This is a genomic window from Eubacterium sp. CAG:161 (assembly GCF_000432355.1).
Classification (GTDB): Bacteria; Bacillota; Clostridia; order Lachnospirales; family Lachnospiraceae; genus Eubacterium_G; species Eubacterium_G segne.
On sequence record NZ_HF991858.1, the window covers coordinates 27560 to 41358 of the forward strand.

The following is a 13799-nucleotide window of genomic DNA, read 5'->3' on the forward strand; positions in this document are numbered from 1 at the left end:
CCATTCCACCACCAATTAATCCCCCAGCTGCTGCCAATCCACTGGTTATTCCTGCTGCACTTAATCCTGCTACAGAGCCACCTAAATACAATCCTGCGAATCCAACTCCTGCACCTACACCTACACCTACTGCACCGGCAACTGCTTCTCCAATTGGTGAATTTTCCATACGTCTCGATTTGTCCTTCAATGCCTTATCCGCATCATCGATAACTGATTGTACAGTTTTCAACGCATCCTGACTTTGAAATTTCATATCTTTCTTGTTCTTAACATAATCTCCCATTTTCTAATTCTCCTATTTATTGATATTTAATCTTACCCATATATTGCAATATAAACGCATTATACCAAATCAGGATGACAGAATGTGTCATCCTGACAAGAAAATTGTAATTATTTGTAATTAAAAATTATCTATTGTTACTCCATTCCAACTACCTCAACCTTATCCCCCTGACTCCGTAGCCACATATCTATTCCCTTACCAAATACTTCAGCCTTTATGATGTAATAGTTGCTCCCTTTCTCAATTATTCTGGCTGTTGGAAGGCGGTCAAGTATTGCGTCAATGTCATCACCTGTATACTTAAACTTTACATTCCGAAGTTTGCCTCCATACATGAATTGGATTCTTTTCCTAAATTCACCCTCTTCAAATCGGTTTCTGTATGGTATGTAAAATTTTTCTTCTAATACATTAAATTCCTTTATTCGATCAATTCTATAGATTGTGGGGAAAGAATCATTTATCACATCAAAATCTTTTTTTACTTCTTCATCACTTATAAAGGCTGTTAGATAAAAATAATATTCAGAAAACATTATTGCCACCGGCTTCAGCTTCCTTTTAACCATCTCTTTTGTACCTGGCTTTTCATAATTAATGTTAATATATTGCGATTTTCTGATTGCCTGTCCAATCTCCCACATTTTATCCATAACTTCCGTCTTATGTCTCGGTTCAACATAATGAAATTTTTCGTTTTTTATAAGGTCCTGTATGTCTTTCTGATTTTTCTTTGAAACACAACATTTAACTAACTTGTCTAATATTTCTATCATTTCATTTTTCAACAGGGCTCTGCTATCTAATAAAATTTTACATATTGCCAGCATCTCTCCATTAGACAATTCTGTACGATTCTGTTGTTCTAATCTAAATCCCTTTTGATTTCTGTCATAAATAACATTATTAATAACTCCTGTTCGACCTACTTCCGATTCCATAAAGCATCTGATATCATCAATATCTCTTTGGATACTCCTTTCATTCACACCATAGTCATTGGCTTCCTCTATTTTATTTACAATTTCACCATTGATTAATTTTTTGTATATCCCAAGCACTCTTTGAATCTTATCAGTGCTTTCACTTTGCATATTCGCTCCTCCATATTTCCATTTATATGAATTATACAAATTTGCATAGACACATATTGTCACTCTAAAAACATATATTTACTTTTTTCCAAAAATTCCCACATTTTTTTATATGAAAAGTTATTTTATATTCCCCCACCCTCTTTTCTAATTTTATCACCATACATTAGTCATTTTTCTCCAACTGCCCCTATATTTTTTTAATTTTTCATTGACAAATCCTTTTTCCGCCTCTATACTACATGACGTAGATGGCACCACGCCCCTGCAATGTAACTATTAATCTTGATTCGAAAGGAGGACAATTATGACATTTTTTAAGAAATCTATTAACAATTTAACAGTAAACTTTAGAGGTCTCGTTGTCCTTTTGCATGATTAATCAGGGGATTATTATATTTTTAAATAAACTATTATAGAAAATCTTTTTTCTTTCAATCATAAAGGATTCCGGCACCTCACATATTTAATGAGGTGTATTTTTATGCCCTTTTGGCAGCCTCATTTTTCAAAGAAAGGAATTTTTTATGAAAACATTAAAAGGAAAAGCAACTTCCGCAATTATTTTCAACACAGACACCAAAGATCATAGCATTGACAACTATGCCCTTGCACAACTTCAAAATCTATGTGATAATCCTGCTTTTTCCGGTTGTAAAATACGGGTTATGCCGGATGTTCATCCCGGAAAAGTGGGTACAATTGGCTTTACATCAACATTAGGTGATAGTATCCTTCCCAATGTCATAGGAATCGATATTGGTTGTGGCATTACTCTTGCTAAAGTAACGGGAAAAATCAACAATTTTCAAAAATTGGACACTGTTATTCGTGATAAAGTTCCATCAGGTTTTTCCCTGAGAAAAAACATACATCACAAGGCAGAAACTTTCGATTTGTCTTCCCTGCTTTGCTATAAACATATTCGCACTGAGCATTCTTTATTAAGTCTCGGAACTCTTGGAGGTGGAAATCATTTTATAGAATTAGACCGGGATACTGAAGGAAGTTATTATCTTGCTGTCCACTCAGGCAGTAGGCATCTTGGGGTGGAAGTTACCGAACACTATCTGCGGGAAGGTCAGCAATCGCTTAAAAACAACGAAATTGACATTCCCTATGAACTTACTTACCTTACCGGAGATTTAATGCAACAATATCTTCACGATTTATCCATTGTGCAGGATTTTGCAACTTTAAACAGGGAAATTATTATTGCCGAAATTTGTAAGGGAATGAAATGGAAAATTTCAGATAGTTATTCTTGTATCCATAATTATGTGGATTTCACCGGTAACACACCTATTATCCGTAAGGGTGCAATTTCTGCCAAATCAGGTGAGCAGGTGGTTGTTCCCATTAATATGCGGGATGGCATTATTTTAGGCACGGGACTTGGTAATGACGAATGGAATCAATCTGCTCCCCACGGCTCCGGTCGTATTATGACCCGGGAGGGCATAAAGTCCAATTATACATTATCCTCATACAAAAAAGAAATGAAGGGTATTTATTCTTCATGCATAAATAAAAAGACTTTAGACGAAGCACCTTTTGCCTATAGAGGAATCCGGGAAATAATGGATGTTATCGGGGAAACTGTAAAAATAGAAAAGGTAATTACACCGGTTTACAATTTTAAAGCTGATGGTAACTAATTTTTCTTATTTTGAATGTTAATAAACATTTTAACCTTGGAGAGGGTTTTAAACTACTACTATAAAATAAAAGGATTCTAAACTATGATAATACAAATTAGTTCAGGGCAGGGACCCGCAGAATGCGAACTTGCCGTAGGTAAATTTTATGACGTACTAAAAAAAGAATATCCTGACATAAAAGAAATTACTTCTCATATGTCCCGGTTTAGTGGCTGCTACACTTCCATAATGTTTGAAACCNNTACACTTCCATAATGTTTGAAACCGGTCATGACTTATCCGGATTAGAAGGCACAATACAATGGATTTGTCAAAGTCCTTTCAGACCCAACCACAAAAGGAAAAACTGGTTTATAGATGTCAGCATTATACCTGAGCAGAAGATTGTTTGCACTGACCCTAGCATACGTTTTGAAAGATTTCACTGCGGTGGAAAGGGTGGACAAAATGTAAACAAAGTTGAAACCGGAGTACGACTTATTCACATTCCAACAGGCATTACGGTAACTTCTACTTCTGAAAGAAGCCAGATATTAAATAAAAAGGATGCTTTGGAAAAACTGTCGGTTCTCCTTAAGGAAAAGCAGTCACAACAAAAGCAGTTGCAGGCTAATGCCGCATGGATAGAGCATAACAGAATCATTAGAGGTAATCCCGTACGGGTATATAAAGGCACAGGGTTTAAGCTAACCTAAACCTTTATATTCCATACTTTTCCAAATCTACTTTACCCTCTACCACTTCCACTCCGTCTTCCATCAATCTCTTTGCCTGTTCATTTTCTCCACCAAAAGCAAAGGCTCCTGAAAGTTCTCCTTTGGAATTGACAACTCTAAAGCATGGGATATTTTCAGGGTCCGGATTTTTGTGCAATGCATTTCCTACGGCTCTTGCCATCTTTGGCTCCCCTGCCATTTCCGCAATCCTTCCATAGGTTGCCACATGCCCTTTAGGAATTTTCTTAACAGCTTCGTATATTCTTTTTGTTGGACTGTCAGTAATAATGTCGTAACTTTCGGCTATCATTCTTTTTACATCCTCATCAGGTACATTTCCATCAAGAATTATGGTATTCCAATGTTCTTTATTCTGATGATATCCCGCCACAACTGATTTATATGTCTGTCTCCAGAAATCTCTCCATTGCGTGTCAACCTTCACATTTAAATTAATAACTCCGTCTTTCTCATAAATCCAAAGAAATGCTTTTCTGCTTCCTTTTATTCTTATTAATTGCCAATTAGTATCCTTAAATGGGGTGTCCAAATATGTATTTTCAAATGTTAATCCATAAGATATTGCTTCCTGTCTTGTTTTCATAATCTTGTCTGTGCTCCTTTTCATAGATGTTGTCTACACACCCACTATTTCTTTTACTACATGGATATAAACCAGATTTTCTACAGCAGTGTTTCAGTCCATTCTGCTTCCTTAAATCCAATTAACACCTCATTACCATCAACAAGCAATGGACGTTTTACTAACATTCCGTTTGTTGACAATAATTTTAATTGTTCATCCTCACTCATTGTCGGCAGTTTATCCTTAAGTTTCATTTCCTTATAAAGCAATCCACTGGTATTGAAAAATTTCTTTAAGGGTAAGCCACTTTCAGAAAACCACTTTTTTAACTCATCATATGACGGATTATTTTCTACAATATGACGTTCCGTGTACTCTATGTTATGCTCATCTAACCATTTTTCTGCCTTTTTACACGTTGAACATTTTGGATAACATATAAATAACCTTTGTTTTGTTTGCATAATTTCATCCTTTCCACACCAATTATTCCCATACATCTCACGACTTCACCAGTCTTCCCGACTAATGCAATTATCCTTCTACATAAAGAGCGTGTACATATGGTAAGCTAATTATAAGTGCTTCATTATTTTTATAGAATTATATCATTCTTCGCCATTTATTGCCACAACTGTAAATACCGCCTTTTTCTGCTTATCAGTCAGTGGTTTTAACATTCTCACTTCAAGCATTCTTTCAACTATAAAAGGAATATTTTCTCCCCATGTAAATGAGTTGCTATTATTGTATCTTACAAGTTTTTCCAAATGTTTGGGATATTTATGCCGGTTTGCCTTGTAGAATCTTTCATCTGTTCTTTTTCCTTCTTCCAGCACAAATTCCGGAATCTGCATATGAGTTTTTACAAAATTGTTTATGGTCTCCACTAAATTTCCGTCTTTTACATTTATAAGTGTAATCTGATTTTTCCCGTCAGCTACATATCCCTTTGCTGATAAATTTGAGAAACTATTTACACTTATCTTGTCTTTCTCACAACCATTTGATATGTACGAATACAAATCCTCCCAATCATCCGGATTATTGTTTCTCCAATCTATACTTCTACCACTGTACATACAGTTATACTGTATACTTTGAAGCACCTGCCTGTTATCTCTCCATACCTGATCAAACATATAACCGCAACCTTTGTATTTATCGTCTAACTTCTTTTTTGTACAATCATCCGTCACATTTGCATAAGCAATAAAATGTCCTCCATCCGGTCTTTTTACTGCAAACTCTTCCCAATTTTCCCAATCATCTCCCAGGGAAATTAATGTCATCATTATTAAATTATATTTCAAATAATTCTTATCATTATTTGGACATATCATTCCCCAGTTATCATCTGCCTTATCAAATTTGTCAAACATGTCCTTAAAAAGATTCTCGCATAAAAAGTCGGCAACATCTTTTTTAATTTTTAACTCTTCTGAAAAATCTTCTCTGACATCTGTTATATACATATTTGTCAGATATTTTGGATTTTTTGAATTATCAATCTGATCAATATATCCCCACTCAACCAGTTTTCTCAGTTCTCCTTCAATATAAGCAATGGGAACTTCCAATTCTTTTGCAATTTCTGTTACTGTCCTTGCCTGATAGTAACAACTCCATGCAATATTTTGCTTTAACCTTGAATCAAACATATCTTTTGTGTCACCACTTTTACCCGGACTTCCACCATGTCCCATACTAACAAAATATACAGGATTTACACTTAAATTACCATTCTTAACCATATCAATTTTCTCCTTCAATCCACTTCTGATGTCAGATAAATGCCATTTTACGGTTCCAACAGAAATATTAAGTTCTTTTGCGATTTCCATTACAGACATATCCTTATAGTATTTCATGTATGTAATTGCCCTTTGTCTATTGGACAACATTCCAATTTCTCTTCGCAGTTTTCTGTATGTTTCTCCACTTTCAATACAATCAAAACCGCTCTCAGACACCGGATATTCTATTTTCATAATGTCTATGTGTTGATTTGCCATTTTTCTGTCAATAAATCTTGCATATACATTACTTGCTATTCTATATACATATCCTTCTATATTTGCAATATTATCCGACTTAAGAAATGACTTATATACCTCCAACACTATGTTTGAAGCAAGTTCTTCTGCATTATCAACATCTCTCATTTTAGACATTGCAAATCCAAATATTTTCTGCTGGTATTCAACTATTAATCTGTCTGCATTTATCTTGTTCACTACTTACCTCCATGATAAACAAATGTGCACTTTTTGTTTTCATTAATATAGTGTGTGGAATAAGAAAATAGGTTGGGTAGAAGTTACATTTAAACCTCTTTTTCCCTTAAATCTTCAATTAATTTGAACACTTCCGGATGTCTTTTTTTCAAATGTTCATCAAGAATATGCCTTCTTTCCTTAAATCTCTCTGCCATTTCAGGATGCTCATCCCTGATTCTTATATGTATTTCTTCTCTATGCTTTTCAAAACGTTCAGCAATGGTCTTTTCATCTTTTCCTGAAATATTAACAATCTCTTTTAGGTGTTCTTCCAGATGTTCTAACCACTCGTCCTCATCAAAAGCATCCATATGTGACCAGCTTCCGTGGAATAGTTTTTCCATGTCTCCTGTTTTCTTTAACTGCTGAATCTGTAGGACAATTTGTTTTTCAATTTGTTCCTCACTTTCAGCACCATATGCCCAGACGAACTCCTGAACCTTATTGTCAGCTCTTTTTCTTGAAGCACTTCTTTCCACATTTTCCACACCGCCTTCTAAAGGATATGGTCTACCAATTCCCATGTCCTTCAAAGCAATATGGATAGTTCTTCTGACTCTTCCGTCTTCAATCATATAGCCAAGTCCCAGTTTTCTAAGCTGCTCGTTAATACTGGCAATATGCTCCGTCATATAAAATCCAATCCCCTTCTCTTCAAGGGACTTGTAAAGCATTGCCAGCCTGTCTGCCGCAGTTATGTCAATACTTCCAACACCACCTGCATCAAGAATTACTGCTTTAGTATCAGATTTAATGCTGTCTTCAATGTCACGCTGTAACACCTGAATATTTCCAAAAAACAGATTACTGCTAAATCTATAAATTACAACGCCTTCAATTGCGTGTATCTGGCTTCCTTCCTTCAAATCCCTAAAATGTCTGTGTCCCGGCTGTATTCCAAGAAAACATCTTGAAGGTTTTGAAGTCCTTATAATCATTTCCGTAAAAGAAAGAATTATGCCGATTAAAACTCCATTTATTGTTCCAAGTAAAAGCACGCCGAAAAAAGCTCCCATAAAAATTAAAAATTCAGTTCTGCTTACTTTCCACAATCTTACTGCCAGGTCAAACTCAGTTGCACCCATAAGTGCCGAAATAACTATTGCCGTCAAAATAGGAATAGGAAGATATCCGATAAATCCGGTTCCACAAAGAAGCAACACTATCATAGAAAGTCCTGCCACAATACCTGTAAGCTGAGTTTTTGCCTGATACTGTTCCCCCATTGCCGTACGTGAAACTGAACCGTTAATAGGACAACATCCTGTAAAAGCAGCCATAAAGTTGCCTACAGAAAAAGCTAAAATCTCCTGATTGTCATTTATTCTGTAATTATTTTTCTGAGCAAAGCTGTTCTCTGCCAACAATGTTTCAGCCATAATTACTACTGCCACTGATAAACTTATTGTAATGGTTTGCTGAATTGGAATAGCCGAAAAATCAGGAATACTCCACTTTGGAAGTCCCGGCTCTACTGCATTTAAAGTCTTAATTCCCCAATCTCTTATTGAAAGACTTATTGTGAAAATCGTACCCACAAACATTAAAACTACTGCCATTGGAAATTTAGGCATTATCTTCTTCGAGGCAAAAAGTATTACCAGCGCTATCACTCCCATAATTACTGATGGCATATTTATATTAAGCGTAGTCTTATAGATATGTTCGGCTAATTCGAAAAACTCTCCTGTTCCCGATGTGCCTCCCATAACCTTTGGAATCTGCATTAATATGATTGTTGTACAAATACCTGTTATAAAACCACCCATTACCGGTGCTGAAATGTAATTAACCAGCTTTCCGGCTTTCATAAAATAAAAAGCCAACAACCATAAGGCAACAAAAAACGTCATAACAGGAACTGCTGCCATAGCCTTGTCTGAACCAGCCTCTATGTTAAGTGTCAAAAGCGCTGAACCTACAAGAGCTGCAGGAGCCGCGTCCACACCAAATATAAACTGAGGCGATGTAGAAAAAAGTCCAAAAACAAGAATTGGAAATACCGAACCGTACAATCCGTAAACTGCCGGCAAACCGGCTATCTGCGCATATCCCATAGAGATAGGAATAGACACAGCCATAATAATAATTCCTGCTATAATGTCCTTAATTAAATTGTCTCTGTTATAGTTCCTTAATGTGTGCAATAGTTTTATATTCATTTTAAAGTCCTTCTATTCCGTTTTTCCCTATTATAACTCTATTTTTCTTTTTTGTTCACAAACATTCTTGTTATTAAAGCCACTATCGGGGAAAGTACTCCTGCTATCGGCCACACAACCCATGAAATATCCCACTTTCCTGTTGGAAATGACCATCCTAAATAGATTGCCACAAAGATTAACCAGTACACTAGCATAACGGCTCCAACAACAGGAGCTTCTTTCTTTTTCTTAACAGTGTAGTCTCCTTCCTGCAATAATACGTCAAAACTTGAATTAACGATGCCTACTCTCACAAAAAGATTAACTGCCACTGCCACAATCAGAAGCAAAATTGAAACTGATATCACTACAATATCATCTTTTGCGTTAATTCCTGCGCAAAGCATTAATGGCACACAGCTTAAAATACATAGAACTACTCCAATTCCAACTGATATTGTAAACTTTCCCGAGAAACCATTCTTCTTTTCTCTGACAATGCCATCAACACCATATTCAGTTTCTATTTCTTCTTTGCCTAGAAATTCATATTTAGAGGATTCCCTTCCGCTTAAAATAAATAGAAATACTGCTACAGCCACCATTACAAGAAGTATTGCCACGCCTATTCCGCTGGCAAAATCCTCTGTAATTCCAATTCTTCTGCTTTCACTTAAACCTATAAGGGCAATCAATGGTGCTGCAGATGCCACACATAAAGATACTCCAAATGCTATGATAGGTGACATTTTAGTCTTAATTCGTAAAAATTCATCTGCCTCTTCCATAGTAACCTTTCGAAGCTTCTTAGAACTTTCCGTACTTTTAAAACCATCAACGTTTTCCGCTTCTTCAATTTCATCTTTTAATAAGTAATCAGTTGTAACGCCAAAAATTCTTGCCATTTCCAAAATTCTGTTTAAATCAGGCACTGACTGGCCACTTTCCCATTTTGAAACCGACTGTCTTGAAACTGACAATTTCTCAGCCAACTCTTCCTGGCTCCAACCGTTCTTTTTTCTTTCTTCTGATATTTTTTCTGCTAAAATCATATTCTACTTTCCTTTCTGTTCGAACATCCTGATTTTACCATAAATATCCGGTTACTGGCTATAAAGTCGCCTTGGGAATTTGTCAACTGATGGTTGCAACTGTGCAAAGAAGCCCTTTATATGGGCTTTTTGCTATAAATCATTCTCTGTTTTTAAAGCATTCCTTTAATATCTTATATAAACGGCACCATATATACAGGTATATAATTAATACCATTTTCCCATTTATAATCTTTGGTATGGACAACATATCTGTCTCTAATTCGACTACTGAACTTATCGCAAAATACATCTAACGATTTGTGTCCTCTGTAATTGCCTGACTTTACCTCAATTGGGCATATTTTATCATCTCTCTGGCATCAGTATAACGCAAATCCCCATTGACGTAAACGTAAATTCTACGCAAATCCCCATTCGTTTGTTTCTAATTTCTACGCAAATCCCCGTTTATTACTTTTCGAAAGCAATTATATTGATAAATAGGTTTCTTTTTAGTCTAAACATTTCCATTAACTTTATTATCAATGGCGTGCACTAATAATTAATATCTTTTTCGTGTATCTGCATTCTTACCACAATACGCTCTTTCAATGTATTCTTTTTTGACTTTCCACTTTACATAGATTATTATTTTATACAGAAAAAATATTCAAAAGAGGTACATATATGCAGAATGACAAAAATTTCTTAGGTACGGCTCCTATTGGAAAACTTCTTCTAAAGCTGTCTATTCCAACAGTAATCGCCCAGCTTATTAATATGCTTTATAATGTTGTAGACAGAATTTATATAGGACATATTCCGGGGGAAGGCAGTCTTGCTCTTACCGGAGTCGGCGTGTGCATGCCGATTATTATGATTGTTACTGCTTTTGCAGCACTTATCAGTTCCGGTGGTGCGCCAAGAGCTTCTATTTGTATGGGAAAACAAGATAATAAATCCGCAGAACAAATATTGGGAAACTGCTTTTCTTTACAGATTGTTGTTTCTATTGTTCTTACGGTGGTTTTGCTGATTTGGAATAAAGATTTGTTAATGGCTTTTGGTGCCAGTAAAAATACACTTGGATACGCAACGGACTATATGCGTATTTACGCTTTAGGTACATTGTTCGTTCAGTTAACTCTGGGCATGAATGCTTTTATTACTGCTCAGGGATTTACAACAACTTCAATGGTTTCCGTTCTTATCGGTGCCATTTGTAATATTACTTTAGACCCTGTATTCATTTTTGTTTTTAATATGGGCGTAAAAGGTGCAGCCCTTGCAACTGTGCTGTCACAGGCAATTTCAACCATGTGGGTAGTTGTTTTTCTTAGTGGCAAAAAAACACAGCTTCATCTGCGAAAAAAATATATGGGCTTGAAACCTAAAATTTTTCTTCCATGTGTTGCACTGGGACTTGCAACTTTTATTATGCAGGCAAGCGAAAGCGTTGTAACCGTCTGCTTTAACTCATCTCTCCTTCATTACGGTGGAGATATTGCCGTTGGTGCCATGACTATTTTAACCAGCGTTATGCAGTTTGCCATGTTGCCACTTCAGGGAATCGCCCAAGGCTCACAGCCTATTGCCAGCTACAATTACGGTGCAAAAAATGCAGACAGGGTAAAGAAAACTTTCCGTCTGCTTGTAATTACATGCTTAACATATTCCACATTGCTTTGGGCTACAGTACAGATTATTCCAAAAGTATTCGTAAGTATTTTTACTTCCGACGCAAAACTGGTTGCCTTTACTGCACCAATGTTAAAAATATATTTGGGTGGTTTATTCCTTTTCGGAATTCAAATTGCCTGTCAGATAACATTTACGTCCCTTGGCAAAGCAGTCAACTCTATTATTGTTGCTGTTGTGCGTAAGTTCGTACTGTTGCTTCCGCTTATTTATATTATGCCTCACGTTGTATCTAATCCAACTATTGGCGTATACATGGCAGAGCCGATTGCAGATATTATTGCTGTGCTATTTACATCTGTTTTGTTTACATTCCAGTTTAAAAAAGCACTTGCACAAATTAGAAATTCTAATGAAATGTAACGAAGAATGTGATATTCTTATTAAATTTACAAACCGAGATAATCCTTATTACTATTGCATTAAAGATGAAATCTTTAATGCAATATATCACAGATTTCTTCCTGAAGACTTTGATGAATTTGGTTTCTCCTCCGGCATTAGGCTCAGCCACATACTTCTTTATTCCACCCTTTGTAGCTTCGCCACACTTTCCACATGCATTGAAACTTTACCTCGTGTTAACATTCGCGCACAATCTAGTGTAATCATAATTTTTTTCACCCCTTGTCATAAAATATAAAAAGTTGCACCATTCCGGCTGACATCCGTTATAATCTAAGTAACGTAATATTCAAAAATTCATTAAAAATAGTATATAACTTATCCCAGTCAACCGCAATTTCATAATCCAATAGGAACTCAAGAATATTACCCAAAAGCAAATTCCAATTTCCTAAATAATCTTTATTAGATGCCCTTGCGAACAACGAATTATGAATAATTGTCATATAATGATTTTGGATATCTCTAATTAGCTTCTTTGCGACATGAATAATAGCTACTCGGTAAGGATAAGAGGCTATTTAGTTCTACATCAAAGATAGAATTATTTACACCAACAGTATTTGCTGCTAACTCCTTTAACTTCAGGAATTGCTGAGGCAAAAAATTGACTCTGGACAATGAGCGAAGTTTTTCATAAGAAGCTGAATTCATGCGAGCCATCTTTTCAGCAGAACCATAGTTTTCAAGCAGATACAAAGCAGTTTTTGAAAATCGCTCATTAAATAATGGCTTGAATTCAGGAAATGTGTGATCAAGCACATTTGTGATTTTGACAAGATAGAAAGAACGTTGTCGGACAAGACAATTCTATCTTTTTTTCAAACGCAATACACTGTGCTATAATGTCCGATTATGGCTCCGGTAAACTATATTCACCTGATTTGTCTGATGTTCTACTTGGCAACAGACTTCCATCTGTTGTAAAAGAATTTATTGGAAGAAAAAATGAATTAAAAGAAATAGATACCTTACTGAAACAGGATTTTCATATATTTATTACCGGTATGGCCGGTATAGGAAAAGTGGTATTTCATCAAAAGAACTTCTTGATGAACTAGTAAAGTCTGGAATCAGAAAAAATACAAATGAAATCGCACTCTATAAGGATGATGAATTTGATTACGCAAGTATGATTGGACATTTGCAGAAACTTATGAGCCTGTCAAAGCTTACAGATAATCAGATTAATGTTTTAAGAAATCTTTGTCTTATGCCACTTTCAGGCGTTCCCAAAGATACTTTTAGAAAATGGCTTGAGCTCGATAACTTAAATACCGTAAATGAACTAATACGATACGGAATAATAAGTGAAGGCAACACCAATAAATTTATATCACTCCATCAGATGATTATGGAGGTTTCACTAGTTGAGACTATGCCTTCTGTATCATTATGCAAAAAGCTACTTAATCATCTACATTTTATTTGCCTTGCAAGAGGTCTTGATGTGACAAGACCTGTCATTATAACTAATGCACTTACAAGTATAAATAACCACATTATTATAGATCACAATAACTATTATCTTTCTTTTCTTCAGGATATGTTCCCTTACTTTGAAAAGTACGGATTAATTAACGTATTGCCCGACATAATAAGCAGAATTGAATTATTGATGAATGAAAAAGAATCCACTATAAACGAACTAGACAAAGCACTGTTGCTGGATTACAAAGTATGGCTTTTACTTTCAAAAAAAGAATATGACAATGCTATAAAGAAATACAACAAAGCAATTAGACTTGTAGAAAACTATCATAATTTAAACGAAATATCAGCTCGCTCTGCCAATCTTCTTTCAAACATATACAATAATTTGTCCTGTGCCTTAATGCTTAAGGACAAAAAAGAAGATGCAACATATACACTAAAAAGGGGCTGTCGCACTAG

11 protein-coding genes and 2 pseudogenes are annotated in these 13799 nt (G+C 35.5%); 6 read left to right on the top strand and 7 right to left on the bottom strand.

The window, feature by feature from the left end; all coding sequences use genetic code 11:
• Together Q5O30_RS04165 and Q5O30_RS04170 are read right to left on the bottom strand one after the other, a co-directional pair.
• Positions 1 to 286 (bottom strand): annotated as a pseudogene (locus Q5O30_RS04165) (hypothetical protein); the annotation flags it as partial.
• Between the two features lie 137 nt (positions 287 to 423).
• Positions 424 to 1383, bottom strand: a complete 960-nt coding sequence (locus Q5O30_RS04170) for a YafY family protein (RefSeq protein ID WP_021952503.1) — start codon at positions 1381 to 1383, stop codon at positions 424 to 426.
• A 527-nt stretch (positions 1384 to 1910) separates the two neighbouring features.
• Between Q5O30_RS04170 and Q5O30_RS04175 the strand changes: the two genes are divergently transcribed.
• Together Q5O30_RS04175 and Q5O30_RS04180 are read left to right on the top strand one after the other, a co-directional pair.
• Positions 1911 to 3041 (top strand): RtcB family protein, encoded by a 1131-nt coding sequence (locus Q5O30_RS04175; protein ID WP_021952504.1) that lies wholly within the window; start codon positions 1911 to 1913, stop codon positions 3039 to 3041.
• Positions 3042 to 3298: 257 nt separating this feature from the next.
• Complete coding sequence (locus Q5O30_RS04180) at positions 3299 to 3739, top strand: peptide chain release factor-like protein (protein WP_021952506.1); 441 nt, start codon at positions 3299 to 3301, stop codon at positions 3737 to 3739.
• A gap of 4 nt (positions 3740 to 3743) precedes the next feature.
• Here the strand turns inward: Q5O30_RS04180 and Q5O30_RS04185 are convergent, their stop codons facing one another.
• The 5 genes from Q5O30_RS04185 to Q5O30_RS04205 form a co-directional block, all read right to left on the bottom strand.
• Positions 3744 to 4364 (bottom strand): methylated-DNA--[protein]-cysteine S-methyltransferase, encoded by a 621-nt coding sequence (locus Q5O30_RS04185; protein ID WP_021952507.1) that lies wholly within the window; start codon positions 4362 to 4364, stop codon positions 3744 to 3746.
• An 80-nt stretch (positions 4365 to 4444) separates the two neighbouring features.
• Entirely contained in the window at positions 4445 to 4810 is a 366-nt protein-coding gene (locus tag Q5O30_RS04190) for an arsenate reductase family protein (protein WP_021952508.1), read from the bottom strand.
• Positions 4811 to 4954: 144 nt separating this feature from the next.
• Positions 4955 to 6583, bottom strand: coding sequence for an RNA polymerase sigma factor (locus Q5O30_RS04195; RefSeq protein WP_021952509.1), 1629 nt, complete (start codon positions 6581 to 6583; stop codon positions 4955 to 4957).
• 89 nt (positions 6584 to 6672) lie between these two features.
• Entirely contained in the window at positions 6673 to 8787 is a 2115-nt protein-coding gene (locus Q5O30_RS04200; protein ID WP_021952510.1) for a SulP family inorganic anion transporter, read from the bottom strand.
• A gap of 38 nt (positions 8788 to 8825) precedes the next feature.
• Positions 8826 to 9821 (bottom strand): helix-turn-helix domain-containing protein, encoded by a 996-nt coding sequence (locus Q5O30_RS04205; protein ID WP_021952511.1) that lies wholly within the window; start codon positions 9819 to 9821, stop codon positions 8826 to 8828.
• Positions 9822 to 10490: 669 nt separating this feature from the next.
• On the opposite strand from Q5O30_RS04205, the gene Q5O30_RS04210 reads away from it, so the two are divergent.
• The 4 genes and pseudogenes from Q5O30_RS04210 to Q5O30_RS04225 all read left to right on the top strand — a co-directional run.
• Positions 10491 to 11864, top strand: coding sequence for an MATE family efflux transporter (locus tag Q5O30_RS04210; protein WP_021952512.1), 1374 nt, complete (start codon positions 10491 to 10493; stop codon positions 11862 to 11864).
• Positions 11854 to 12144: a DUF3877 family protein gene (locus Q5O30_RS04215; RefSeq protein WP_302674574.1), complete on the top strand. Its 291-nt coding sequence runs from the start codon at positions 11854 to 11856 to the stop codon at positions 12142 to 12144. The genes Q5O30_RS04210 and Q5O30_RS04215 overlap by 11 nt, the downstream gene beginning before the upstream one ends.
• A gap of 607 nt (positions 12145 to 12751) precedes the next feature.
• Positions 12752 to 12967: a hypothetical protein gene (locus tag Q5O30_RS04220; protein WP_302624473.1), complete on the top strand. Its 216-nt coding sequence runs from the start codon at positions 12752 to 12754 to the stop codon at positions 12965 to 12967.
• Positions 12968 to 13038: 71 nt separating this feature from the next.
• Positions 13039 to 13799: pseudogene (locus Q5O30_RS04225) on the top strand (hypothetical protein); the annotation flags it as partial.

Bases quoted from the DNA above. Each gene is read 5' to 3' on its own strand.
- Q5O30_RS04170 (WP_021952503.1), bottom strand. From the start codon at position 1,383: ATGCAAAGTGAAAGCACTGATAAGATTCAAAGAGTGCTTGGGATATAC.
- Q5O30_RS04175 (WP_021952504.1), top strand. From the start codon at position 1,911: ATGAAAACATTAAAAGGAAAAGCAACTTCCGCAATTATTTTCAACACA.
- Q5O30_RS04180 (WP_021952506.1), top strand. From the start codon at position 3,299: ATGTTTGAAACCGGTCATGACTTATCCGGATTAGAAGGCACAATACAA.
- Q5O30_RS04185 (WP_021952507.1), bottom strand. From the start codon at position 4,364: ATGAAAACAAGACAGGAAGCAATATCTTATGGATTAACATTTGAAAAT.
- Q5O30_RS04190 (WP_021952508.1), bottom strand. From the start codon at position 4,810: ATGCAAACAAAACAAAGGTTATTTATATGTTATCCAAAATGTTCAACG.
- Q5O30_RS04200 (WP_021952510.1), bottom strand. From the start codon at position 8,787: ATGAATATAAAACTATTGCACACATTAAGGAACTATAACAGAGACAAT.
- Q5O30_RS04205 (WP_021952511.1), bottom strand. From the start codon at position 9,821: ATGATTTTAGCAGAAAAAATATCAGAAGAAAGAAAAAAGAACGGTTGG.
- Q5O30_RS04210 (WP_021952512.1), top strand. From the start codon at position 10,491: ATGCAGAATGACAAAAATTTCTTAGGTACGGCTCCTATTGGAAAACTT.
- Q5O30_RS04215 (WP_302674574.1), top strand. From the start codon at position 11,854: ATGAAATGTAACGAAGAATGTGATATTCTTATTAAATTTACAAACCGA.
- Q5O30_RS04220 (WP_302624473.1), top strand. From the start codon at position 12,752: ATGTCCGATTATGGCTCCGGTAAACTATATTCACCTGATTTGTCTGAT.